The sequence below is a fragment of the Streptomyces cellostaticus genome, assembly GCF_001513965.1.
In the GTDB taxonomy this organism is placed as follows: domain Bacteria; phylum Actinomycetota; class Actinomycetes; order Streptomycetales; family Streptomycetaceae; genus Streptomyces; species Streptomyces cellostaticus.
In genome coordinates this window covers 31842-55456 of sequence record NZ_KQ948034.1, presented here as the reverse complement: position 1 = coordinate 55456, position 23615 = coordinate 31842, and the positions used below count along the sequence as shown (strand labels likewise).

Genomic DNA, 23615 nt, shown 5'->3' with positions numbered 1-23615 from the left:
CGCACCTCGATGTGCGGGTGGCCTTCGTCGTTTGCGCAGGTCAGGCTGTTCGGAGCAGGGTCCGGAGCGCCTGCCGCAGCGTCTCCTGCGGATCGGGTACGGCTCCCGTCGCCCGCCACGCCACGAACCCGTCCGGCCGGACCAGAACCGCCCCGTCGGCGGTGGTGCCGTGGAGCTTGGCCCAGTCGCCGTCCTCGGTGTCGTACGTCAGGTCCGCGTCGGCGCCCGGGCCGATCCGGTAGGCGTCGAGCCGTACGCCGTCCGTGTCGGCGATGCGGCGGGCCGCCTCGTGCCAGCCCGCGTCGTCCGGGGCGTCGGTGAGCAGGACCAGGGAGCGTTCGTACAGGTCGAGGGTGGACAGGCGCTGTCCGGCGCGGCGCAGCCACAGGTGGGGGGCGCGGGTGCCGGGCTCGCCGGTCAGGTTCAGGCCCTCGGGCACGACGGGCTGCTCAGGACCGGAGCCGTGGGGGTAGCGGTAGCCGAGGACGACGTTGAGGATGCCGCCGCGCTTGCCGCCGCCGACGCCGGGGGCGGGTGCGAAGCCGGGGTGGCTGTGTTCGACGGAGCGGGCGGAGGCGCGGGCGCTGGTGGCGAGGGCGACCGGGCGGCGCTCGGTGTCGTAGGAGTCGAGCAGGCCCGGGCCGGCCCAGCCGGCCAGGACGGCGGCCAGCTTCCACGCCAGGTTGTGGGCGTCCTGGATGCCGGTGTTGGAGCCGAAGGCGCCGGTCGGGGACATCTCGTGGGCGGAGTCGCCGGCGAGGAAGACCCGGCCCGAGGAGTAGCGGTCGGCGACCCGTTCGGCGGCGCGCCAGGACGCCTTTCCGGTGATTTCCACGTCGAGGCCGGGGACGCCCACGGCCCGGCTGATGTGGCGCTGGAGGCGTTCCTCGGTGAATTCGTCCAGGGTTTCGCCGTGCTCGGGGTGCCAGGGGGCGTGGAAGACCCAGCGTTCCTTGTTGTCGACGGGGAGCAGGGCGCCGTCGGCGTCCGGGTGGGTGAGGTAGCAGCAGATGAAGCGGCGGTCGCCGACCACTTCGGCGAGTCCGGCGGAGCGGAAGGTGACGCTGACGTTGGCGAAGAGGTCGCCGGGGCCCGTCTGGCCGATGCCGAGGGCGTGGCGGACGGGGCTGCGGGGGCCGTCGGCGGCGATGAGGTAGTCCGCGCGGACGGTGCAGCGCTCCTCGGTGGTGCGGTCCAGGACGGTCGCCGTCACTCCGTCGGCGTCCTGGGCGAAGGACTCCATCCGGTGGAAGTAGCGCAGGTCGCCGCCGAGTTCCCGGGCGCTGTCGAGGAGGACGGGTTCGAGGTCGTTCTGGCTGCACAGGCACCAGCTGGTGGGGCTGAACCGGGCGAGTCCGCCGCCGGGGTCGATCTGTTTGAACAGCCATTCGCCCGCGTCGCCGACGAGGGTCGGGGTCTGCAGGATGCCGTGGTTGTCCGCGAGGAGTGAGGCCGCCGCCTTGATGTCCGGCTCGATGCCGGCCACCCGGAACAGTTCCATCGTCCGCACGTTGTTGCCGCGGCCGCGGGGGTGGATCGAGGTCCCGGAGTGGCGCTCGACGAGCATGTGCCGCACACCGAGACGGCCCAGGAACACGGACATGGACAGGCCCACCAGGGAGCCGCCCACGATGAGGACGGGGACCCGGTGGTCGGCTTTCTGATGCATCGAAGCCTCCAGAGGCAGGGGTGCGCGTGTGGGGCGCCTGTGAGTTCTCTTGCCCGGTGCGGCCTGCTTCGCGTGCCCAATCACCCACGTGGTTCATACGAGTCGCGGGCTTGTGGGGACCGGCACAGGATCAAGGAACGCTGCCGTCGCGTCAGGTGCGGCCGGCGTCGCCTCTGCCCCCGCGAAGGAGATGTGTGCAGGATGACCACGACGTCTGAACGTCTTTCAGGAACGCTGACCCGTGAGGTGTCGAAGCGTGTCTCCCAGTCCGTGTTCGACGGCTCCCGGCTCCGGGTCGTCCTGCTGGTCGACGTGCACGACGGCGCGCAGCAGCAGTTCCTGGAGGCGTACGAGCAGCTCTGCAACCAGGTTGCGTCCGTTCCCGGTCATGTCAGTGATCAACTCTGCCAGTCCATCGAGAATCCATCCCAATGGCTCATCACGAGCGAGTGGGAGAGTGCTCCGCCGTTCCTCACCTGGGTGAACAGCGAGGAGCACGTGCAGATGGTGGAGCCGCTGCACTCCTGCGTCCGGGACACCCGGTCGCTCCGGTTCCACGTGGTGCGCGAGACCGGTCACGCCGAGTCCGGGCAGCGCCGGCTGCAGGCTCACCCGCGCATCGGTGACGGGGTGATCCGGCACGCGCTGACCTTCACGGTCAGGCCGGGCACCGAGGAGAAGGTCGCGAAGATCCTCTCGGACTACGCCTCGCCCGAGGCCCGCGTGGACGACACGACGCGGCTGTGCCGGACCTCGCTGTTCATGCACGGCAACCGGGTGGTGCGGGCCATCGAGGTGCGCGGCGACCTGCTCGCGGCGCTGCGGCACGTGGCCCGGCAGCCGGAGGTGCGGGCCGTCGAGGAGGCGATCAACCCGTACCTGGAGCAGGAGCGGGACCTCAACAACCAGGAGTCGGCCCGGGTCTTCTTCACCCGGGCGGCGCTGCCGGCCGTGCACCACGTGAGCGCGGACGACCAGCCGGAGGGGATGCGGCAGGCCCTGTGCTACCCGGCCCGGCCCGGCCGCGGGATGCGGTTGGCCGAGCTGCTCGCCCGGACCGACTCGGCGGCCGCGGACGATCCGGCGAGCCCGATCCTGCGCAGCACGGTCTTCCAGCGCGACGACGTCGTGGTGCGGCTGGTCGACGTGCGCGGCGAGCGGGACGTCGAGGCGCTGCCGCCGGATGCCCGTGCGGCCGCGGAGGTGCGGGAGCTGCTCGATGCCGAGGCCGCCCGAATGGAGCTGATCACCGACCGCCGGTCGCCGGACGCCTGATCCGGCGGCCGGGTCCCCCCAACCGCCAAGCGTCAGCGCAGCACACTCAACGGAGGAAACGTTGTCCATCAAACCCCGTCCGAAAATCGTGGACCTCAGTGAGGTCGAGCCCAACGTCCGGCGAGGTGGCGACCTGCGCGCCATGCTCACCCCGGCCACGGTCGGCTCCACCAGCGGCTTCATGGGCGTGGCCATCGTGCAGCCCGGTGACCGCATCGGTGAGCACTACCACCCCTACTCCGAGGAGTTCGTCTACGTCGTCTGCGGGCATCTGGAGGTGGACCTGGACGGTGAGCCGCACACGCTGCGGCCCGAGCAGGGTCTGATGATCCCGGCCTACCTGCGGCACCGTTTCCGCAACGTCGGCAAGGTGGAGGCGCGGATCGTCTTCCACCTGGGTCCGCTGGCCCCGCGGCCGCAGCTCGGCCATGTCGACACCGAGGAGACCGAGGTGATCGGCGCCGCCGCGGTGCTCACCGAGCCGACGCCGGCGGGTGCCGCCTGCGCGGCCGACCGAGGTCAGGTTCGGTCATGACCCGGCGCGTGGCGGTCACTGGCATAGGCATCGTTGCTCCGGGCGGCATCGGCGTACCGGCATTCTGGGATCTGCTTGCCGACGGCCGGACCGCGACGCGGGGCATAACCTTCTTCGATCCCACGGGGCTCAGGTCGCAGATCGCCGCCGAGTGCGACTTCGACCCGGCGGCGTACGGCCTGGACGCGGAACAGGCCGCGCGGGCGGACCGGTACATCCAGTTCGCCCTGGTCGCCGGGGAAGAGGCGGTCCTGGACTCGGGTCTCGACCTGGCCGGGGAGGATCCCTGGCGGGTCGGGGTGTCGGTGGGCACCGCGGTCGGCGGCACCACCCGCCTGGAGCACGACTACGTCCTGGTGAGCCACCGCGGGCAGCGCTGGGACGTCGACCACCGGGAGGCGCAGGCGCATCTGCACCGGGCGTTCTCCCCGAGCACGGTCGCCTCCGCGGTGGCGGAACGTTTCGGCGCCCAGGGTCCGGTGCAGACCGTCTCCACCGGCTGCACCTCGGGCCTGGACGCGGTCGGGTACGCCTTCCACACCGTCGAGGAGGGCAGGGCCGACATCTGCATAGCCGGAGCGTCGGACTCGCCGATCTCCCCGATCACCATGGCGTGCTTCGACGCGATCAAGGCCACGTCCCCGAACAACGACGACCCGGCACACGCCTCCCGGCCCTTCGACAACCACCGTGACGGCTTCGTCATGGGCGAGGGCGGTGCGGTGCTCGTCCTGGAGGAGCTGGAACACGCGCGGGCCCGCGGCGCGCACGTGTACTGCGAACTGGGCGGCTACGCCACCTTCGGCAACGCCTACCACATGACCGGCCTGACCAGCGAGGGCCTGGAGATGGCCCGGGCGATCGACAGCGCACTCGACCACGCCCGGCTCGACCCGACGGCCATCGACTACGTCAACGCACACGGCTCCGGCACCCGGCAGAACGACCGCCACGAGACGGCGGCCGTGAAGCGGGCGCTCGGCCACCACGCCTACGACACCCCCATGAGCTCCATCAAGTCGATGGTGGGGCACTCCCTCGGGGCGATCGGGGCCATCGAGGTGGTCGCCTGTGTGCTGGCCCTCGCCAAGCAGGTCGTACCCCCGACCGCGAACTACGAGACCCCCGACCCCGAGTGCGACCTGGACTACGTCCCGCGTGTCGCCCGCGAACGGAAGCTGACCAGCGTCCTGTCCGTGGGCAGCGGGTTCGGGGGTTTCCAGTCCGCGGTGGTTCTGACCCGGACGAGGGAGTGAGGACACGATGAGCGCTCCGCATGAACGGCGCGCGGCCATCACCGGTATCGGGGTGGTCGCGCCCAACGGGACCAGCACCGACACCTTCTGGAAGGCCACCCAGGAAGGCCTCAGCGTCCTCGACCGGGTCACCCGCGAGGGCTGCGAGCACCTTCCGCTGAAGGTGGCCGGCGAGGTCCGTGCCTTCGAGCCGGCGGCGACGATCGAGGAGCGGTTCCTCGTCCAGACCGACCGGTTCACCCACTTCGCCATGGCCGCGGCGGACTTCGCACTGGACGACGCCCGGCTCGGGCAGGCCGACACCTCCGAGGAGCCGTACTCCATCGGGGTGGTCACCGCCGCGGGGTCCGGCGGCGGTGCGTTCGGCCAGCGCGAGCTCCAGCAGCTGTGGGGCAAGGGCAGCCGGTTCGTCGGCCCGTACCAGTCCATCGCCTGGTTCTACGCCGCGAGCACTGGCCAGATCTCCATCCGCCGGGGGTTCAAGGGCCCCTGTTCGGTCGTCGCCTCCGACGAGGCCGGCGGCCTGGACGCCCTCGCGCACGCGGCGCGGGCGGTGCGGCGCGGCACCGATGTGATCGTGGCCGGCTCCACCGAGGCGCCGCTGGCGCCGTACTCGGTGGTCTGCCAGCTCGGCTACCAGGAGCTGAGCTGTGCGGCCGACCCGTCCCGCGCCTACCGCCCGTTCACGGAGGCCGCCTGCGGCTTCGTGCCCGCCGAGGGCGGCGCGATGCTCGTGGTGGAGGCGGAGCAGGCCGCGCGGGAGCGCGGTGCGGACGTCCGCGCCCTCGTCGCCGGGCACGCGGCCACCTTCACCGGCGCCTCCCGCTGGGCGGAGTCCCGAGGCGGCCTGGCCCACGCCGTCCGGCAGGCGCTGGACGAGGCCGGCTGCGCGCCCGAGGAGGTCGACGTCGTCTTCGCCGACGCCCTCGGGGTGCCGGAGGCGGACCGCGCCGAGGCGCTCGCGCTCGCCGACGCCCTCGGCGCGCACGGCACCCGGGTGCCGGTCACGGCGCCGAAGACCGGCATCGGCCGGGGCTACTGCGCGGCGCCCGTGCTGGACACCGCGGCGGCCGTGCTCGCGATGGAGCACGGACTGATCCCGCCCACGCCGAACGTCTTCGACGTCTGCCACGACCTCGACCTCGTCACCGGCCGCGCCCGCGTCGCCGAGCTGCGTACGGCGCTGGTGCTCAGCCGCGGGCTCATGGGGTCGAACTCGGCGCTCGTGCTGCGGCGCGGCGCCGGCAACGCCTAGCAGCACAGGAGGTAATCGCATGACCGCACAGATCACCGTGGAAGTACTGGCCGCGCTGATGAAGAAGGCCGCCGGGGTCACCGTCGCCCCGGACGCGCTGCTGGAGCTGGGCGAGTCCGGCTTCGACGCGCTCGGCGTCGACTCGCTCGGCCTGCTCGGCATCGTGGGCGAGCTGGAGAACACGCACGGTACCCCGATGCCCCCGGACGCGGAGCGCTGCAAGACGCCCCGGCAGTTCCTCGACCTCGTCAACAGCACCCTGATGGCAGGAGCCTGAGATGGCAGGACACACCCAGAACGAGATCACCATCGCCGCACCGCTGGACCTGGTCTGGGACATGACCAACGACCTGGAGCGCTGGCCCCAGCTGTTCAGCGAGTACGCGTCCGTCGAGATCCTCTCCCGGGAGGGGAAGAAGACGACGTTCCGGCTGACCATGCACCCGGACGACAACGGGACCGTCTGGAGCTGGGTCTCCGAGCGCGAGCCCGACCGCGACACCCTCACCGTGAAGGCCCGCCGCGTCGAGACCGGCCCGTTCGCCCACATGGACATCCACTGGCGCTACGAGGAGGTGCCCGCCGGTACCCGGATGGTCTGGACGCAGGACTTCGCGATGAAGCCGGACGCCCCCGTCGACGACGCGTGGATGACCGACAACATCAACCGGAACTCCAAGGTCCAGCTGGCCCTCATTCGGGAGAAGATCGAGAAGGCCGCCACCGGGCACCGGCCCGCGCCGGCCCTGGCCGACTGAGCCGGACGGAGGAGCAAGCCCCATGCACCAGGCCCTGATCGTCGCCCGTATGGCCCCGGGCTCCGCCCCCGGCATCGCCCAGGTGTTCGCGGAGTCCGACCGCGGAGAGCTGCCCCACCTCGTCGGGGTCACCCGGCGCAGCCTCTTCCAGTTCGGCGATGTGTACCTGCACCTCATCGAGTCCGAGCGCGAGCCGGGACCGGCCATCGCCAAGGTGACGAGCCACCCCGAGTTCCGGGACGTCAGCGAGCGCCTGTCGGCGTACGTCAGCGCGTACGACCCTGAGACCTGGAGGTCTCCCAAGGACGCGATGGCACACCGCTTCTACGTCTGGGAGCGCGACTGAGCCGTACGGCACCCCCGGACGGCCACCGGCCGCCGGGCCCGCAGCGTCGCGGGCCCGGCGGCCGGTGCGCTCGGCCCGGGTACCCCGTCACCCGGGCACGTGGCAGTCGAAGGCGTGCAGGTAGGGGTTGACCGGCCGGATGTCGTCCACCAGCAGGCCCGCCGAGGTCAGCCTGCCCACCATGGAGTCGGTGGTGTGCTTGGCCCCGCCGACGTTGAGGAGCAGCAGCAGGTCCATGGCGGTGCTGAAACGCATCGAGGGGGTGTCGTCCACCAGGTTCTCGATGACGACGACCCGGGTGCCGGGGCCGCCCGCCCCCACGACGTTGCGCAGCAGCCGGGCGGTGCTCTCGTCGTCCCACTCGAGGATGTTCTTGATGATGTAGACGTCGGACTCGACCGGGACGGCCTCCCGGACGTCGCCGGGCACGATCTGCGCGCGGCCGGCGAGGTCCCCGCCCGCGCGCAGCCGCGGCAGGGCGTTCTCGACCACCCGGGGCAGGTCGAGCAGGCTGCCCTGCATCACCGGGTACTTGTCCAGCAGGCACGCCACCACATGCCCCTGGCCGCCGCCGATGTCCGCGACCGACTTGGCTCCGGACAGGTCCAGCAGGGCCGCGACCTCGCGCGCCGACTGCTCGCTGGAGCGCGTCATCGCGCGGTTGAAGACGTCCGCCGACTCGGGGGCGTCCTCGTTGAGGTAGGTGAAGAACTCCTTGCCGTAGAGGTCCTCGACGACGTTCCGGCCGGTGCGCACCGCCTCGTCGAGGCGGGGCCAGGCGTCCCAGGTCCATGGTTCGGTGCACCACAGGGCGATGGCGCGCAGGCTGTTGGGGTCGTCCTCGCGCAGCAGCCGGGACATGTCGGTGTGCGTGAACGTCCCGTCCCGCCGCTCGGCGAAGACGCCGTAGCAGGACAGGGCCCGCAGTAGCCGACGCAGCGGCTTCGGCTCGGTCTTCACCGCCGCCGCGAGGTCCTCGACGGTCATCGGGGCGTCCTCGAGGGCGTCGGCCACGCCCAGCCGGGCGGCGGCCCGGACGGCGGCGGCACAGGCCGCGCCGAACACGAGTTCGCGTAGTCGCATGGGTGGCGGTGGGGCTGTTTCAGCGGACGTCATCTGCCGCCCTCTCTCTCATCGTTCGGCCTGCGTCGGTCCAGCAGGGGCAGTGGTCAGGCGGTCAGCACAGGCCCGCCGGCCTGGAGGCCCGGCAGGAGTTGCGTTCGAAGGCGTTGCCCTTGCCCGTGTCCGTGTTCACGAGGTCGGCCGGGGAGTTGTTCTGCAGCGCGTTCGCGTCGATCCGGTTCTCGTCGCTGGTCACGCCCACGAAGCTCTTGAAGAGCACAATGCCGCCGGACAGCGGGGACGTGCCGGTGTTGCGGGAGACCAGGTTCCCGGTCACCCGGGTCTGCTCGGTGCCCGTCAGGACGATGCCGGAGCCCTGGAGCGCGGGCAGCCGTTCGGTCTTCGGGCAGGACTTGTTGTTGCCGGTGACCCGGTTCTCGGACACGGTCAGGTCGCCGGCCTTGGGCTGGTTCTCGTCGCCGACGACGAACACCCCGGCGCAGTTGCCGGTGACGCGGTTCGCCGTGACGGTGAGGTTGCGCAGCCTGCGCACGGTGATGCCGATCCGGTTGTTCTCGAGGCGGTTCTGCTCGACCAGGGTCTGCCCGGCGTCGTAGGCGCCCGCCTCCTCCTTGATGGTGTTGGCGAGGAACAGGCCCGCGTCGCCGTTGTCGTGCGCGTAGTTGCCCCGCAGGACCGCATGCACGGACCGCTCCTGGGCGATGCCCCACACGCCGTTCTTGTAGGCGTTCACCCGGCGCACGGTCATGCCGTCCGTCGCCGTGCCGTACACGCCGGTCTTGCTGAAGCCGGTCACCGTCAGGTCGGCGACGGTGACGCCCTCGACGTTCTTGGTCTTGGTGCCCATGACGCAGATGCCGTTGCCGCCCTCGGCGCAGCTGTTGGCGGCCTTCGTCGGGGCCTTCGGGTCAGCCGGCTCGATCACCGTCGAGGCACCCATGCCCCGCAGCGTCACCCAGGGGGTGCTGATCTGGACGCTCTCGTGGTAAGTGCCGCCGAGCACCAGAACGGTGTCCCCGGCCTGTGCGGCGTCCACCGCCTTCTGGATCGATTCTCCCGGGTGGACCACCAGGACCTTCTTGGCCGCCGCGGCGGGGGACGCACCCAGTCCTGCGCCGACGAGGGCGGCGGTGCACGCGAGATATGCGATGTGACATCTCTTCATATCGGTTACGGTATGACTGATTAATCCCTTGATCGCCCGGATACGCCATCCGGCGGCGTGTCAGAGCAGGGAGCAGGTCGAAGCCGGGGGCGACGAACGCCCGTCCCGCCTCCCCGTTGAATTTCTCGTGAGAAGCGGCCGGCTTGCGAGGCACCTCGATCACCTTGCCGACCATACTGACGTCTGTGTACCGGGTCATCGGATTTCGACGAGGGCTCCGGGCGGCCGCGGAGTACGTCCGCAGCGCCCCGGGCACCTACGTGTGGCTGCTGATCCTGTTCCTCACCACCGTCGCCCTGCACCACATGTCGCCGGACTTCGAAGAGGACTTCCTGCGGCAGCGCTCCACCAACATCCACGAGCTGTCGCAGAACCCCGTACGGGTGCTGATCACCAGCGCGATGTGGATCGACAGCGGGCACTGGCTGCCGTACGCCTTCCTGTACACCGTCTTCCACGCCCAGGCCGAACGCTGGCTCGGCACCCTGCGCTGGCTCGCGGTGTGCGCGGCCGCGCACGTGTTCGCCACGCTGATCAGCGAGCTGGCCCTGCTGAAGGCGATCCACGACGGCCATGCCCCGCACTCGGCGGTCAACACCCTGGACATCGGGGTGAGTTACGCGCTGGCGGGCGTGGTGGCGGTGCTCGCCTACCGGATCGCGGCGCCCTGGCGGTATCCGTACCTGGCGGCCTTGTTCGCGTTCTACACGGTCCCGCTCGTCGCCGGCCGCACCTTCACCGACTTCGGGCACTTCCTGTCCGTACTGATCGGGCTGGCGTGTTACCCGCTGGTCAGAAGCCGTGGAAAAGCATGGAATCCGAAGGAGACACTGGCTGCGCTGTGGGTTAACGTCCGCGCATGAGCAGCTCGGCAAGCCGCGTCGTCAACGGCGGCATCTCCTTCTGGTACGCGGACGACGGTCTCCCGGCGGAACGGGAGCCGCTGCCCGGGGACGCGTCCGCCGACGTCGTCATCGTCGGCGGCGGCTACACGGGACTGTGGACCGCGTACTACCTCAAGAAGGCCGCCCCCTTCCTCCGTATCACCGTCCTGGAGCAGAAGTTCTGCGGCTACGGCGCCTCCGGCCGCAACGGCGGCTGGCTGTACAACGGCATCGCGGGCCGCGACCGGTACGCGAAACTGCACGGTCACGAGGCCGCCGTACGCCTGCAGAAGGCGATGAACGACACCGTGGCCGAGGTCGTCGCGGTCACCGAGGCGGAGGGCATCGACGCCGATGTGCACCGCGGCGGCGTGCTGGAGGTGGCGACCACGCCCGCGCAACTCGCCCGGCTCAAGGCGTTCCACGAGCACGAGCTGTCGTACGGCGAGAAGGACCGCGAGCTGTACGGCGCCCGGCAGACCGCCGAGCGGATCAGGGTGGCCGGCGCGGTCGGCTCGACCTGGACCCCGCACGGCGCCCGGCTGCACCCGGTGAAGCTGGTGAAGGGGCTGGCGGCCGTGGTGGAGGCGCTCGGCGTGACCATCCACGAGTCGACCCCGGTGACCGAGATCCGCCCCAAGCACGCCGTGACGCCCTACGGCACGGTCCGCGCCCCCTACATCCTGCGCTGCACCGAGGGCTTCACCGCCTCCCTGAAGGGCCAGAAGCGCACCTGGCTCCCCATGAACTCCTCCATGATCGCCACCGAGCCGCTCACCGACGAGCAGTGGGCGGCGATCGGCTGGGACGGCCGCGAGACGCTGGGCGACATGGCGCACGCCTACATGTACGCGCAGCGCACGGCCGACGGGCGGATCGCGCTCGGCGGGCGCGGGGTGCCGTACCGCTTCGGCTCGCGCACCGACAACGACGGCCGCACCCAGCCCGAGACCATCGAGGCTCTGCGGGAGATCCTGACCCGCTTCTTCCCGTCCCTCGCGGGCTTGCGCGTCGAGCACGCCTGGTCCGGCGTCCTCGGCGTGCCCCGCGACTGGTGTGCCACGGTCACCCTCGACCGGGCCACCGGCCTCGGCTGGGCGGGCGGTTACGTCGGCTCGGGCGTCGCCACCGCCAACCTGGCCGCCCGCACCCTGCGCGACCTCGTCCAGCAGGACTCGGGCCAGGCCGGCCGCACCGCACTGACGGACCTGCCCTGGGTGAACCACAAGGTCCGCAAGTGGGAGCCGGAACCCTTCCGCTGGCTGGGCGTACAGGGCATGTACGCCACCTACCGCGCGGCGGACCAGCGCGAACGGCTCCATCCGGGCACCGAGTCCTCGCGGCTGGCCCGGGTGGCGGACCGGGTGGCGGGGAGGCACTGAGGCCGACCGGGTGACCGGGGGAGGGCCGCCGCTGGCTACCCTCCCCCTCATGATTCGCACCGCGACCCCCGCCGACATCCCCGTCATCCACGCCCTGATCCGCGAGCTGGCCGAGTACGAGAAGGCCCCGCAGGAGGCGCGGGCGAGCGAGGAGCAGCTGCGCGAGGCGCTGTTCGGGGAGCGCCCGGCGGCCTTCGCGCATATAGCGGTGGAGGAGGGGAGCGGCGAACCGGTCGGCTTCGCCCTGTGGTTCCTCAACTTCTCCACCTGGCGAGGGGTGCACGGCATCTACCTGGAGGACCTCTACGTCCGCCCCTCCGCCCGCGGCGGCGGCCACGGCCGGGCCCTGCTGACCGAGCTGGCCCGGATCTGCGTGGCGCGCGGCTACGAGCGCCTGGAGTGGTCGGTGCTGAACTGGAACCGGCCCGCGATCGGCTTCTACGAGGCTCTTGGCGCGCGGCCGCAGGACGAGTGGACGGTGTATCGCCTGACGGACGACGCGCTGACCGGGCTCGGGACGGGGCGCTAGTTGCGTGCGGGCAAGGCGATCGGCCGAGAAAACCCCGTCGCGGAAGGCAGTGAACCCGCATGGCCGTAACAGAGATTCGCCCGCTGGCGATTGAGGACAGTGGCATCCTGGCGGATCTCCATCGGGAGAACCGAGAGTTCCTTCGGCCGTGGGATCCACCGCGTTCGGAGGAATTCTTCAGTCACTCGGGCCAGCGCGCTGCCGTGGAATCCGCACTGCGGGAGCGCGACGCAGGACGCAGGTGGCCCGGAGTCGTCCTCCAGTCAGGAGTGATCGTCGGCCAGGTCAACCTGAACAACATTCTTCTCGGTCCGCTCCGCAGTTGTTTCCTCGGCTACTGGATCTCGGGACGGTGCAACGGCCGGGGGATCGCAACCGCGGCCGTGTCGCAGGCACTTGATGTCGCCTTCCGTGAACTTGACCTGCACCGGGTGGACGCATTCGCCCGCGAGGACAATCCGGCGTCCTGCAGGGTGCTGGAGAAGTCCGGGTTCCGGACGGTTGGGATATCGCGCGGGCACATTCATATCGACGGCCGGTGGCGGGACGACATCTACTTCCAGAAACTGGCGCCCTGGGACGACGGGGTGAGGCTGACCGCTTGCTGAGGACCTGCGTGCGCTGGAGCAAAACTCGCCGCGACACAACCCTTCGGCCCGCCGCCTCATCTTGCTTTCCGTCAGCAGTCGAACTGGCATGAAAGCAGGATCACTTGCCCAGCGCGAACCTTCCCTTCGTACGACGTAGTACGGCCGTCGCCGCCGCGTTCGGGCTCGCCGCGCTCGCCGCGTTCGCCGGGCCGCAGGTGGCCGACGCGGCACCGGCCGCCAAGGTCACCGAGCCCGCGGCCCTCCACTGGTCCACCTGCCCCGCAGGCTCCGACGCGCCCCGCGGTACGTACTGCTCCACCCTCAAGGTGCCCCTCGACTACGCCAAGCCCGACGGCCGGCAGATCAAGCTCACCCTGTCGATAGTCGGCGATGCGAACGCCCCGCGCACCCTCGTGGTCAACCCGGGCGGGCCGGGCGAATCGGGTATCGGCACGGCCCAGTTGGTGTGGAGCTCGCTGCCCCAGGACGTCGGCGCGAAGTACAACGTGGTCAGCTTCGACCCGCGCGGGGTCGGTGCCAGCACCCCGGTCTCCTGCGGGGACACGAAGAAGCTGATCAAGCATCCGGCCGTGCCGTACACGCCCTCGACCGACGCGCAGGAGCAGGCGCGTCTCTCCGTGGCCCGCAAGGTCGCCGAGCAGTGCGACGCGAACGGCAAGGGGCTGCTGCCGTACATCACCACCGAGAACGCGGCCCGCGACATGGACCGGATCCGTACCGCGCTCCACCGCGACAAGCTGGACTATCTCGGGTATTCGTACGGGACGAGGCTCGGCGCCACGTACGCCACGCTGTTCCCGTCGCACACCGGCCGCATGATCCTGGACAGCGTGGTCGATCCGACCGTCACCACCTACGCCTCCCAGTACGAGCAGGATCCGGCGCTCCAGCACCGGACCGGCCAGTTCTTCGCGTGGGCGGCCAAGAAGGACGCGACCTTTCACTTGGGTGCCAGCGCGGCGAAGGTGTCGGCCGCGTGGGACGCCGTCCGCAAGAAGCTGGACGCTCACCCCGCCGGAGGCAGGGCGGGCAGCGCCGAGCTCGACGATCTGCTCGCTTCCTCCATGTACACGGACCTGCTCTGGGCGGACGTGGCCCGGGCCGTCTCCGACTACCGGCGCGGGGATGCGAGCGCCCTGCTCGGCGACACCGACCAGCTCGCCTTCGGCGGCGTGGACCCGGCCCAGCTCGCCTACAACTGCGTGGACGACGCGTGGCCCCGCGACTGGGCGACCTGGCACAAGGACACGACGGCGGCGGCCCCCAAGGCTCCGCTGTACGCCTGGCTGAACACCTGGTACAGCGCGCCGTGCGCGTTCTGGAAGGCCCCGACGGCCCGGCCGGTGAAGATCGGGTCGGCGCACGTGCCGCCGGTCCTGCTGCTCCAGGCGAAGGACGACCCGGCGACCCCGGTCGAGGGCGCGCGGCGCATGCACCAGGTGCTGGCCGGTTCCCGCCTCGTCGTCGCGGGCGGCGGCAACCACGGCCAGTACCTGTTCGCCGGGAACACCTGCATGGACCGTCACGGCAGCCGCTATCTGCTCACCGGACAGCTCCCGGCCGACGACGCCACGTGCCCGGCGACCCCGGCGCCCTGAGGGGCGGCGGGTCAGATCGCTGACTCCGGGACGGGTGCTTCGGCCGGTACGCCGTGCCCGGGCGCCCTGGCCGTGACCATCAGCCCCGCCACCAGTCCGGCCAGCAGCATGACGCCCGCCGCCCACCAGATGGCCACCGTGTAGCCGTGCACCACGCCCACCGGGATCACCGTGGCCTTCTCGGACGGGCTGTGCAGGTGGGCGGTGATGTACGCGGCGCTACTGGTGGTGGCGATGGTGTTGAGCAGGGCCGTACCGATGGAACCGCCCACCTGCTGGGAGGTGTTGACGGTGGCCGAGGTGACGCCGGAGTCCTGCGGGGCGACGCCCGAGGTGGCGGTGGCGAAGACCGGCATGAAGGTCAGGCCCATGCCGAGGCCCATGAGGATCAGGGCGGGCAGGATCTCGCCGGAGTAGGAGGAGTGGACCGTCATGCGGGTGAGCAGGAGCAGACCGGAGGCGGCCAGGACCATGCCGGGGACCATCAGTATGCGCGGGGCCACGTGGCTCAGCAGGCGCGCCGAGATCTGGGTGGAGCCGATGATGATCGCGGCGGTGAGCGGCAGGAAGGCCAGGCCCGCCCGGACCGGCGAGTAGCCGAGGATGACCTGTAGGTAGTAGGTCATGAACAGGAACAGCCCGAACATGCCGATGACCGCGAGCATCATGGTCAGGAAGCAGCCCGCGCGGTTGCGGTCCTTGACGATGTGGAGCGGGAGCAGAGGGCTGGGGGCGCGGGTCTGCCACCAGACGAACGCGGCGAGCAGCACCACGCCGGCCGCGAACAGGGCCAGCACCAGCGGGTCGGTCCAGCCGCGTGGCTGGGCCTCGCTGAAGCCGTAGACGATCGCCACGAGCCCGCCGCAGCCGAGCGCCGCGCCGGGCACGTCGAGGCGGGCCCCACCGTGGCCGGGGCGGTCGTGCAGCAGGGCGAAGGCGCCGAGCACCGCGAGGACGGCGATGGGTACGTTGACGTACAGGCACCAGCGCCAGTTCAGGTACTCGGTGAGCAGACCGCCGACGATGAACCCGATCGCCGAGCCGCTGCCGGCGAGGGCACCGTAGATGCCGAACGCCTTGCCGCGCTCCCGGGGATCGGTGAACGTCGTGGTCAGCAGGGAGAGCGCGGAGGGCGCGAGGACGGCGGCGAAGGCGCCCTGCAGGGCGCGGGCGCCGAAGAGCATGCCCGGGGTGGCCGCCGCGCCGCCGAGCGCGGAGGCGGCGGCGAAGCCGACGAGCCCGATGACGAAGGTGCGTTTGCGGCCGGCCAGGTCGGCGATCCGCCCGCCCAGCAGCAGGAGTCCGCCGAAGGCGAGGGTGTAGGCGGTGATCACCCACTGCCGGTTGGCGTCGGTCATGCCCAGGTCGTGCTGGGCGGAGGGGAGCGCGATGTTCACGATCGTCGCGTCCAGGACCACCATCAGCTGGGCGAGGGCGATGACGACCAGGCCCCACCAGCGACGGGGATCGGTGTCCTCGGCTCCGGCCGTCGCCGACGGGGGTTCACCCCTTTGGCCGGTACTCATCTGGCCAGAAGACCATGAATCGGGGCGTATCGCATCCCCCGCAGGGTCCTGGTTCATGGCTCCAGCACCACCTTTCCGATCGTGCCGCGCCTTTCGAGCGCCCGGTGCGCGGCGGCCGCCTCGGCGAGCGGGAAGCGGGTGACGGCCGGGCGCAGCCGGCCCTCGGCCGCCTCGGTGAGGGCGCGCAGCTCGAGGGCGCGCAGACCGCCCGCCCTCTGGAGCATCGCCGGGCCGAGGACCGACTCCGAGACGTCCTCGGCGAAGTACCCCTGCCGGCCCTCCCCGATCCCCTCCGCCGACCAGCCGAAGACGAGATGCCGGCCGCCCGGCCCGAGCAGGGCCACGGCCTCCCTGGCGACTTCGCCGCCGACACCGTCGTAGACGATCGTGGCGTGCCCTTCTCCGTGCCCTTCTCCGTGCCCTTCTCCGTGCCCGAGGTGGGCGCGGACCTTGGCGGGCCAGGTGGAGTCGGTGTAGTCGACGGCGAGATCGGCACCGGCCGCGCGCACCCAGGCGGTCTTCTCCGGCCCGCCCGCCAGGCCGATCACCGTCGCTCCGGCGTTCTTCGCGTACTGCACGAGCAGCGTGCCGATGCCGCCCGCCGCCGCCGGTACGACGACCACGGAGTCCGGTCCCGGTTCGGCGAACTGCGCGACCCCCAGCGCCGTACGCCCCGTGCCGATCATGGCGACGGCCTCGGCGAAGTCCAGGCTCTCCGGTATCTCGTGCAGGCGTTCGGCGCCGGTGACGGCGAGTTCGGCGTATCCGCCGGGCGCGAACCCAAGGTGGGCGACCACCCGCTTGCCGAGCCAGGCCCCGTCCACGCCGTCGCCGAGACCGTCCACGACCCCGGCGACCTCGCGGCCGGGGACGGTGGGCAGGACGGGCGGCTCGGGCAGCGGGCCCTGCTGACCTTCGCGCAGGGCGGTGTCCAGGAGATGCACCCCGGCCGCGGCGACCGCGATCCGCACCTCACCCGGCCCCGGTACCGGATCCTCGGTCTCCTCGTAGGTCAGGTTCTCGGCCGGCCCGAAGGCGTACAGGCGGACGGCGTGCATGGGACCCCCAGTGATCGCGTCTGCGTCTTCCGGGGCCCACCCTCCGACCTCAAGCATGCTTGAGGTCAAGGGCGGACCTGCCGAGGATCAGGGCCACCGCGGTGACCGCGCTGTTGAACGACACCTCCGACAGCACGCCCGGCGCCGCGACCTGGTCGCCCGCGAGGTAGACACCGTCGCCGCGGTCCACGGCGGGCCGGTCCCGCCAGCTGCGGCCCGGCAGGTCCACGGCCCCCGTACGACCGTCCGCCACGGCCTCCCGCCGCCAGGTGACCCGCTCCCGCCACCCCTCGAAGCCCAGGTCGAGCAGCTCCTCGGCCCGGGCGAGCCCGTCCGCGTGCCTCTCGCCGGGAGCGATCGGGATCTGTCCCTGGATCAGCTGCTCACCGGCCGGGGCGAGGGTCCGGTCCTGGGCGGTGAAGCGCTCGATCCAGCCGGGCGCGTCCAGGTCGGAGACGGCGAAGGCGTCCCCGCGCCGGGTGCGCAGCGCGAGGTCGAGCAGCACGGTGCGGCCGCCGGGCCAGGTCAGCGAGTCGTCGCCGAGCAGCCGCCGGGCGGCGGGCAGGGAGGTGGCGACGACCACGGGTGCGTCGGTGGGCAGGGTGTCGATGCGGGACAGCGTCTCGATCCGCACGCCGAGGTTCCAGGCCCGCGCGGCCATCCGGTCGATGACGCTCGCCCAGCCGCCGCGCGGGTAGTGCGCCTCCGGCGGCAGCTTGGTGGCCCGGCGCAGGCGTTCCTGCACGAACGCGGCGGACAGGGCGCCGGGGTCGTGGTGGAAGAGGGCGACGGCCGAGTAGTTGGCGGCCGCGCGGGCACCTTCTTCGCCGGCGATGCCGGTCGCCCAGCTCAGGAAGTCGGCGTCGACGGGAGCCTGGCGGACGCCGGGACGCAGCAGCTTGAGCAGGGCGAAGGGCGGGGTGCGGCGCAGGACGCCGTGGTGGCGCAGCCGCAGCCGGGCCGCCTCCAGTGGGGGGAGCGGGGCGAGCGGCCCGATCAGATTCCGCTGCTTGAGCCAGATCCAGTGCGGGCCGCCGTTGTAGAGGGCGTGCGGTCCTTCGTTCGTCCGGTACGGCCCCTCGGCGGTGCGGGCCCGGCCGCCCAGGGTGTGGTGGGCTTCGTACACGGTCACCTTGGCGCCTGCCTCGGCGGCGGTGATCGCGGCGGTGAGGCCGGCGAAGCCGCCGCCGACGACGGTGATGCGATGCATGGGTGGGTGTCTCCCTCCGCTGTGCTGTGTGCTCTGCAGGTACGACCGCTGGGGGCCCCGGAATGTGACATCGCTGGTGTTTTCGCAGGTCGGGGCGATTGTCAGTGGCGGGGTGCAGCATGGGGGGCATGGCGAGGAGAGCGATGGGTGAGGCAGGAGTACGGTCGGCGCGGCGGCCGGAGGTGCGGCTGCCACCTCTTGAGCCCTGGCCGGACGGGGAGTTGCAGCCGGACGGTGACTACGACGGGCTGGAGTTCCGAGAGGCGGACCTGGCCGGGCAGGACGGCGCGGGGGCCCGCTTCATGGACTGTGCGCTGACGGGCTGCGCGGTGGACGAGACGGCACTGGGCCGGGCCCGGGTGCTGGACTCGGTCCTCACCGGCCTGCGGGGCGTCGGCACGAACCTCGCCGAGTCCACCTTCCGCGACGTCGAGGTGCTCGACCCGCGCCTCGGCGGCACCCAGCTGCACGGCGCCGTCCTGGAGCGGGTGGTGATCCGGGGCGGCAAGATCGACTACCTCAATCTCCGCGAGGCCCGCCTCAAGGACGTCGTCTTCGAGTCCTGCGTCCTGGTCGAGCCGGACTTCTCCGGTGCCCGTCTGGAGCGGGTGGAGTTCGTCGACTGCGCCCTGAAGGAGGCCGACTTCGGCGGCGCGACCCTGAAGGACGTGGACCTGCGCGGGGCCGCTCCGCTGGAGATCGTGCGCGGCCTGGACCGGCTCTCGGGCGCGGTGATCAGCACGGGGCAACTGCTGGATCTGGCACCGGTGCTGGCGGCCGAGCTGGGGATCCGGGTGGAGGGGTGAGCGATCAGGGCAGTCGGGGGAAGCGGGCCTGAAGCGTCCAGATCGCCGGGTTCTCCGCCAGGTCCTCGTGGAGGTCGGACAGGTCGGCGATCAGGTCGTGCAGGAAGTCGCGGGACTCACGGCGCAGTTCGGCGTGGGAGAAGGTGAGCGGGGGCTCCTCGGCCGGCATCCAGTCGGCCTCGATGTCCACCCAGCCGAAGCGGCGCTCGAAGAGCATCCGGTCGGTGGACTCGGTGAAGTCCAGCTCCGCCTGCTGCGGCCGGGAGGCACGGGAGCCCATCGGATCCCGGTCCAGCTGCTCCGCGATGTCGCACAGCGCCCACGCGAAGTCCAGCACCGGCACCCATCCCCAGGCTGTGGACAGCTCCCGGTCCGCCTCGGTGTCCGCGAGATAGACGTCCCCGCAGAACAGGTCGTGCCGCAGCGCATGGACGTCCGCACGGCGGTAGTCGGTCTGCGGCGGGTCCGGGAAGCGGTTGGAGAGGGCATAGCCGATGTCGAGCACGGGAGAGATGGTGTCACGCCCGCTGCCCCGGTCCTGCTGCGGTGCGCTCCGCCCGCCTAAGATCACTGACATGTCCAGATCCGCGCGCCTTGTCCCGTCCGCCGCAGCCCTGCTCGCCCTCGCCCTCACCGGCACCGCGTGCGACGGCGGCGTCCACGGCACCCCGGGCAGCTCCGGCGTGCGCGACCCGTACTTCCCGAAGGCGGGCAACGGTGGCTACGACGTCACCCACTACGCCCTCACCCTCGACTACACCCCCGGCACCAAGCACCTCACCGGCAAGGCGGTCATCACCGCCCGCGCCACCAAGGACCTGACCGCCTTCGACCTCGACCTCGCCGGACTGGACGTCGACTCGGTCAGCGTCGAGGGCAGGCGCGCCCGCTGGAACCGCACCGGCCAGGAACTCACCGTCCGCCCCCACGACGACCTCAGCGACGGCGAGACCTTCAGCACCACCGTCCGCTACTCGGGCACCCCGAAGGCCCTCACCGACCCCGACGGCTCCGAAGAGGGCTGGCTGCCCACCGCCGACGGCGCGCTCGGCCTCGGCGAGCCGGTCGGCTCCATGGCCTGGTTCCCGGGCAACCACCACCCCTCCGACAAGGCGACCTACGACATCACGGTCACCGTCCCGAAGGGCCTCCAGGCGGTCTCCAATGGCGAGCTGACGAGCCAGAGCACCAAGGACGGCCGTACGACGTACTCCTGGCACACGGCCCAGCCCATGGCGAGTTACGTCGCCACCGTTGCCATCGGCCACTACGACATCACCAGCACCAAGGGCCCGCACGGCCTGCCGGTCCTCACCGCCGTCGACCCCACCCAGGCCAAGGCGAGCGCGAAGGTGCTCGCGAAGATCCCCGAGATCATCGACTGGGAGGAGACCAACTTCGGGCCGTACCCCTTCTCCTCCACCGGCGCGATCGTCGACCGCCCGGGCGACGTCGACTACGCCCTGGAAACCCAGAACCGGCCCGTCTTCCCCGCCGACCAATTCGACACCAGCACGCTCGTGCACGAGCTGGCCCACCAGTGGTACGGAGACTCGGTCACGCCGAAGTCCTGGCGGGACATGTGGCTCAACGAGGGCTTCGCCACGTACGCGGAGTGGCTGTACAAGGAGGACCACGGCGGCAAGAGCGCCCAGCAGACCTTCGACGAGGTGTACGAGGACGACGACGAGGCCGTGTGGGCCTTCCCGCCGGCGAAACCTTCCAGCGCCGCGCACATCTCCGACAGCCCGGTCTACGAGCGTGGCGCGATGGTCCTGCAGAAGATCCGGCAGAAGGTCGGCGACGACACCTTCTACGACATCATCCAGGGCTGGGCCGCCGCCCGTCGGCACGGCAACGCGAGCACCGCCGACTTCACCGCGTACGTCGAGAAGAAGGTCCCGCACAAGGACTTCTCCGGGATCTGGAAGGACTGGCTGTACGGCGACGGCAGGCCGGCCCACCCGTGACGGGCGGACCGGCCGGCGTACTGCCTTGTGCGGAGGGTTACTTGACGTTGACCGCCTTCCAGGCCGCCGCCACCGCGTTGTACTCCGCGCTGCCCGAGCCGTACAGGTCGGCCGCGGCCTGCAGGGTGCCGGTGCGGGCGCCCGCGTAGTTCGTGGTCGACGTGAAGTACGTGCTGAGGGCCTTGAACCAGATCTGGTCGGCCTTGGCCCGGCCGATGCCGGTGACCGTGGAGCCGTCGTAGGTCGGGGAGTTGTAGGAGACCCCGTTGATCGTCTTCGCTCCGCTGCCCTCGCTCAGCAGGTAGAAGAAGTGGTTGGCGACGCCCGACGAGTAGTGCACGTCGAGGCGGCCGACCGTCCTTGACCAGTAGTCGGCGGAGCCGCCGTCCTTGCTGGGCTTGTCCATGTAGCGCAGCGGGGTGCCGTCGCCGTTGATGTCGATCTTCTCGCCGATGAGGTAGTCACCGACGTCGGAGGAGTTGTTCGCGAAGAACTCCACCGAGGTGCCGAAGATGTCGGAGGTGGCCTCGTTGAGGCCGCCGGATTCTTTGCTGTAGTTGAGCTTCGCCGTGGCCGCGGTCAGGCCGTGGCTCATCTCGTGGCCGGCCACGTCGAGCGAGGTGAGCGGGTCGGCGTTGTTCGTGCCGTCGCCGTACGTCATGCAGAAGCAGCTGTCGTCCCAGAAGGCGTTGACGTAGGCGTTGCCGTAGTGGACGCGGGAGTAGGCCGCCTTGCCGTCGCCCGCGATGCCATTGCGGTTGAACGCGGACTTGTAGAAGTCCCAGGTGACGGCGGCGCCGTAGGCGGCGTCGACGGCGGCGGTCTGGCGGTTGCTGACGGTGCCGTCGCCCCACACGTCGTCGGCGTCGTGGAAGAGGGTGCCGGTGCCGCTGGTGCCGCCGTTCAGGTCGTACGTCTTGTGGCCGCCGCGGCCGCCGTCGGTCAGGTCGTAACCGCCGGAGGCCGAGGCGGTGGTGCCGAGGGTGACCGTGCCGCTGTACTGGCTGGTGCCCGTGCCGGTGTCGATGCCCTGGTAGGAGTAGATCTTCTTGCCGGTCTGCGCGTCGGTGATGACGTGCAGCTCGCTCGGGGTGCCGTCGTGCTGGACGCCCTTGACGACGGACTCGTAGGCGAGGACCGGCTTGGCGCCGGCGGCCCAGACGACCTTGCGGGAGGTCGAGGCGGTGGTCTTGGCGGTGCCGGCGGCCTTGACGGCGGCCTTCTTCGCGCTCGCGGGGGAGACGGCCGCGGTGATGGTCGGCACGGATATCCGGGCCTTGGCCGCCTTGCTGACACCCTTGAGCGAACCGTTCTTCGCCACGTGGGTGACCAGGTCGCCGCCGAGGACGGGCAGACCGGCGTACGTGCGCTCGTAGCGGGTGTGGACCGTGCCGTCGGCGTCCTTGACCACGTCCCGGACGACCAGCTTCTCCTTGGCGCCGAGGCCGAGTTCGCGGGCCGCCGCACCGGCGTGCTGCTGGGCCGACTCCAGGGCGGTGGCGCGGACCGTGACGCTGAGCGGGAGGGCCGTGGCGCCGAGGGGGTGCGTGGGGGCGGCGGTGGCGGCACCGTTCTGCAGCGCGAGGACGACCATCGCGGCCGAGCCGACGAGGGCGGTGGCGCGCACGGCGGTCTTGCGGGAGGTGCCAGAAGCGTGGGGCTGCTGTCTCACTCGATCTCCTTCGGACTGGTCTCCGTGGGGCCGGAGACACAGGTGGGGCACAGGGGATGCACAGAGTTGCGGCGGCGAGGAGAGAGTGACATCGGCCATGGCCTGTTTGACAGGGTGGCGACAAGACTTTACATGTTTGTATCCGAAAGACGTGCTGCGGGATCCGCTATGCGGACGGAGTGTGTGCGGTCAACTCCCCACTGTTCAGGCGCACTTGAGGCTGCCGGTGTCACGCCCCGCGCACCGGTGCTCCCGGAGCTCCCAGCGGTCGGGCCGGTGGCCGGCGATGCCCGATCCGGCGACTGCCCGCCGAGTGGCGGGAATTCGGATTACGCCCTTCCGGATAAGGCCGCCACGCCGAGAACTCTCCAGGTGTGGACATGACACCAATGGGTGTTATTGTCTGCCAGCTTGATCATCTTGCGGCCCCATAACGGCTTGCAACCAATCATGGATCGACGAGGCGCTTCGGCATGCCCGAAAACCCGGCATGCCCGCGTCTCGGCATAACGGAGGGGATCTTTGTGAAGAGGAAAATAGCCAAGGCGTTCATGGTCGCCGCGGCAGTGCCCGCCCTGCTCGTCGCCACGTCCGGCGCCGCGTCCGCGGACGGCTGGATCACGTGGAAGAACGTGAAGTCCGGCTATTACCTCACGGCCAACAGCAGTGGCACCGTCAAGGGCGACTGGGCCATGCCCGGGGTGAACGAGGACGACTACCAGTGGTACGACCAGTCCAACGGTGACACCAGCTACACCGAGTACAACGGCCACGGCATGTGCCTCGTCGGCTACTACCGGCAGGTGTACACCGAGAACTGCAGCAAGGGCCGTGACCAGTCGAACTGGTGGCAGCGCTGGTACGAGATCTCGACGAACTCGGGCTGGAAGCTCAAGAACCGCCAGACCGGCTGGATCCTGGACGACGAGGGCCACGGCGGCATCTACGCCAACTCCGGCGACTACAACAACTCCAACCAGCGCTGGAAGTAATTGACGCGCCACAGGGCCTGCCGATCCATTCGGCA

General features: G+C 70.9%; 23 protein-coding genes. 15 read left to right on the top strand and 8 right to left on the bottom strand.

The features are described from left to right. Positions 1-40: 40 nt before the first annotated feature. Positions 41-1669: an FAD-dependent oxidoreductase gene (locus tag AQI88_RS30095; RefSeq protein WP_067005149.1), complete on the bottom strand. Its 1629-nt coding sequence runs from the start codon at positions 1667-1669 to the stop codon at positions 41-43. Positions 1670-1870: 201 nt separating this feature from the next. Between AQI88_RS30095 and AQI88_RS30090 the strand changes: the two genes are divergently transcribed. From AQI88_RS30090 to AQI88_RS30060, 7 genes are all read left to right on the top strand, one after another. Then, positions 1871-2944, top strand: coding sequence for a SchA/CurD-like domain-containing protein (locus tag AQI88_RS30090; protein ID WP_067005147.1), 1074 nt, complete (start codon positions 1871-1873; stop codon positions 2942-2944). An 88-nt stretch (positions 2945-3032) separates the two neighbouring features. Next, positions 3033-3479: a cupin domain-containing protein gene (locus tag AQI88_RS30085; protein ID WP_067005145.1), complete on the top strand. Its 447-nt coding sequence runs from the start codon at positions 3033-3035 to the stop codon at positions 3477-3479. After that, the gene (locus tag AQI88_RS30080) at positions 3476-4735 is read left to right on the top strand and encodes a beta-ketoacyl-[acyl-carrier-protein] synthase family protein (protein ID WP_067005143.1); all 1260 of its coding nucleotides are present in this window, start codon (positions 3476-3478) and stop codon (positions 4733-4735) included. Before AQI88_RS30085 ends, AQI88_RS30080 begins: the two co-directional genes overlap by 4 nt. 7 nt (positions 4736-4742) lie before the next feature. Then, positions 4743-5990 (top strand): beta-ketoacyl synthase N-terminal-like domain-containing protein, encoded by a 1248-nt coding sequence (locus AQI88_RS30075; RefSeq protein WP_067005141.1) that lies wholly within the window; start codon positions 4743-4745, stop codon positions 5988-5990. Between the two features lie 19 nt (positions 5991-6009). Continuing rightward, the gene (locus tag AQI88_RS30070) at positions 6010-6267 is read left to right on the top strand and encodes an acyl carrier protein (protein ID WP_067005139.1); all 258 of its coding nucleotides are present in this window, start codon (positions 6010-6012) and stop codon (positions 6265-6267) included. A gap of 1 nt (position 6268) precedes the next feature. Next, positions 6269-6748, top strand: a complete 480-nt coding sequence (locus AQI88_RS30065) for an SRPBCC family protein (RefSeq protein WP_067005137.1) — start codon at positions 6269-6271, stop codon at positions 6746-6748. Between the two features lie 22 nt (positions 6749-6770). Next, on the top strand, positions 6771-7094 hold the full coding sequence (locus AQI88_RS30060) for a TcmI family type II polyketide cyclase (protein WP_067005135.1): 324 nt from the start codon (positions 6771-6773) through the stop codon (positions 7092-7094). Positions 7095-7181: 87 nt separating this feature from the next. On the opposite strand, the gene AQI88_RS30055 is transcribed toward AQI88_RS30060, so the two are convergent. Further along, positions 7182-8210 carry a methyltransferase gene (locus AQI88_RS30055; RefSeq protein WP_067005133.1) on the bottom strand — a complete coding sequence of 343 codons (1029 nt, stop codon included), beginning with the start codon at positions 8208-8210 and terminating at the stop codon, positions 7182-7184. Positions 8211-8271: 61 nt separating this feature from the next. Then, the gene (locus AQI88_RS30050) at positions 8272-9342 is read right to left on the bottom strand and encodes a right-handed parallel beta-helix repeat-containing protein (protein ID WP_067005131.1); all 1071 of its coding nucleotides are present in this window, start codon (positions 9340-9342) and stop codon (positions 8272-8274) included. A 185-nt stretch (positions 9343-9527) separates the two neighbouring features. On the opposite strand from AQI88_RS30050, the gene AQI88_RS30045 reads away from it, so the two are divergent. From AQI88_RS30045 to AQI88_RS30025, 5 genes are all read left to right on the top strand, one after another. Continuing rightward, a complete protein-coding gene (locus AQI88_RS30045; RefSeq protein WP_208615939.1) occupies positions 9528-10205 on the top strand; it encodes a rhomboid-like protein in 678 nt (225 codons plus the stop codon). Then, entirely contained in the window at positions 10202-11608 is a 1407-nt protein-coding gene (locus AQI88_RS30040) for an NAD(P)/FAD-dependent oxidoreductase (protein WP_067005129.1), read from the top strand. Before AQI88_RS30045 ends, AQI88_RS30040 begins: the two co-directional genes overlap by 4 nt. A 49-nt stretch (positions 11609-11657) precedes the next feature. Then, positions 11658-12137 carry a GNAT family N-acetyltransferase gene (locus AQI88_RS30035; protein ID WP_067005127.1) on the top strand — a complete coding sequence of 160 codons (480 nt, stop codon included), beginning with the start codon at positions 11658-11660 and terminating at the stop codon, positions 12135-12137. Positions 12138-12196: 59 nt separating this feature from the next. Further along, positions 12197-12745: a GNAT family N-acetyltransferase gene (locus tag AQI88_RS30030; RefSeq protein WP_067005125.1), complete on the top strand. Its 549-nt coding sequence runs from the start codon at positions 12197-12199 to the stop codon at positions 12743-12745. Between the two features lie 104 nt (positions 12746-12849). Next, entirely contained in the window at positions 12850-14346 is a 1497-nt protein-coding gene (locus AQI88_RS30025) for an alpha/beta hydrolase (RefSeq protein ID WP_067005123.1), read from the top strand. Between the two features lie 11 nt (positions 14347-14357). Here AQI88_RS30025 and AQI88_RS30020 read toward each other — a convergent pair whose 3' ends face one another. The 3 genes from AQI88_RS30020 to AQI88_RS30010 are packed head-to-tail and all read right to left on the bottom strand — an operon-like array spanning position 14358 to position 18140. Continuing rightward, on the bottom strand, positions 14358-15872 hold the full coding sequence (locus tag AQI88_RS30020; protein WP_067005121.1) for an MFS transporter: 1515 nt from the start codon (positions 15870-15872) through the stop codon (positions 14358-14360). Between the two features lie 53 nt (positions 15873-15925). After that, a complete protein-coding gene (locus tag AQI88_RS30015) occupies positions 15926-16930 on the bottom strand; it encodes a zinc-binding dehydrogenase (RefSeq protein WP_067005119.1) in 1005 nt (334 codons plus the stop codon). A 49-nt stretch (positions 16931-16979) separates the two neighbouring features. Next, on the bottom strand, positions 16980-18140 hold the full coding sequence (locus AQI88_RS30010; protein WP_067005118.1) for an NAD(P)-binding protein: 1161 nt from the start codon (positions 18138-18140) through the stop codon (positions 16980-16982). Positions 18141-18268: 128 nt separating this feature from the next. Here AQI88_RS30010 and AQI88_RS30005 point away from each other — a divergent pair, with 128 nt between their 5' ends. Continuing rightward, on the top strand, positions 18269-18946 hold the full coding sequence (locus tag AQI88_RS30005; RefSeq protein ID WP_079057889.1) for a pentapeptide repeat-containing protein: 678 nt from the start codon (positions 18269-18271) through the stop codon (positions 18944-18946). Positions 18947-18950: 4 nt separating this feature from the next. On the opposite strand, the gene AQI88_RS30000 is transcribed toward AQI88_RS30005, so the two are convergent. Beyond that, entirely contained in the window at positions 18951-19451 is a 501-nt protein-coding gene (locus tag AQI88_RS30000) for a hypothetical protein (RefSeq protein ID WP_067005114.1), read from the bottom strand. A gap of 70 nt (positions 19452-19521) precedes the next feature. Here AQI88_RS30000 and AQI88_RS29995 point away from each other — a divergent pair, with 70 nt between their 5' ends. Next, the gene (locus tag AQI88_RS29995; RefSeq protein ID WP_067005112.1) at positions 19522-20916 is read left to right on the top strand and encodes a M1 family metallopeptidase; all 1395 of its coding nucleotides are present in this window, start codon (positions 19522-19524) and stop codon (positions 20914-20916) included. A 37-nt stretch (positions 20917-20953) separates the two neighbouring features. Here AQI88_RS29995 and AQI88_RS29990 read toward each other — a convergent pair whose 3' ends face one another. Next, on the bottom strand, positions 20954-22510 hold the full coding sequence (locus AQI88_RS29990; RefSeq protein WP_244184395.1) for a M4 family metallopeptidase: 1557 nt from the start codon (positions 22508-22510) through the stop codon (positions 20954-20956). 602 nt (positions 22511-23112) lie between these two features. Here AQI88_RS29990 and AQI88_RS29985 point away from each other — a divergent pair. After that, positions 23113-23580 carry a hypothetical protein gene (locus tag AQI88_RS29985; RefSeq protein ID WP_159050433.1) on the top strand — a complete coding sequence of 156 codons (468 nt, stop codon included), beginning with the start codon at positions 23113-23115 and terminating at the stop codon, positions 23578-23580. Positions 23581-23615: the final 35 nt, after the last annotated feature.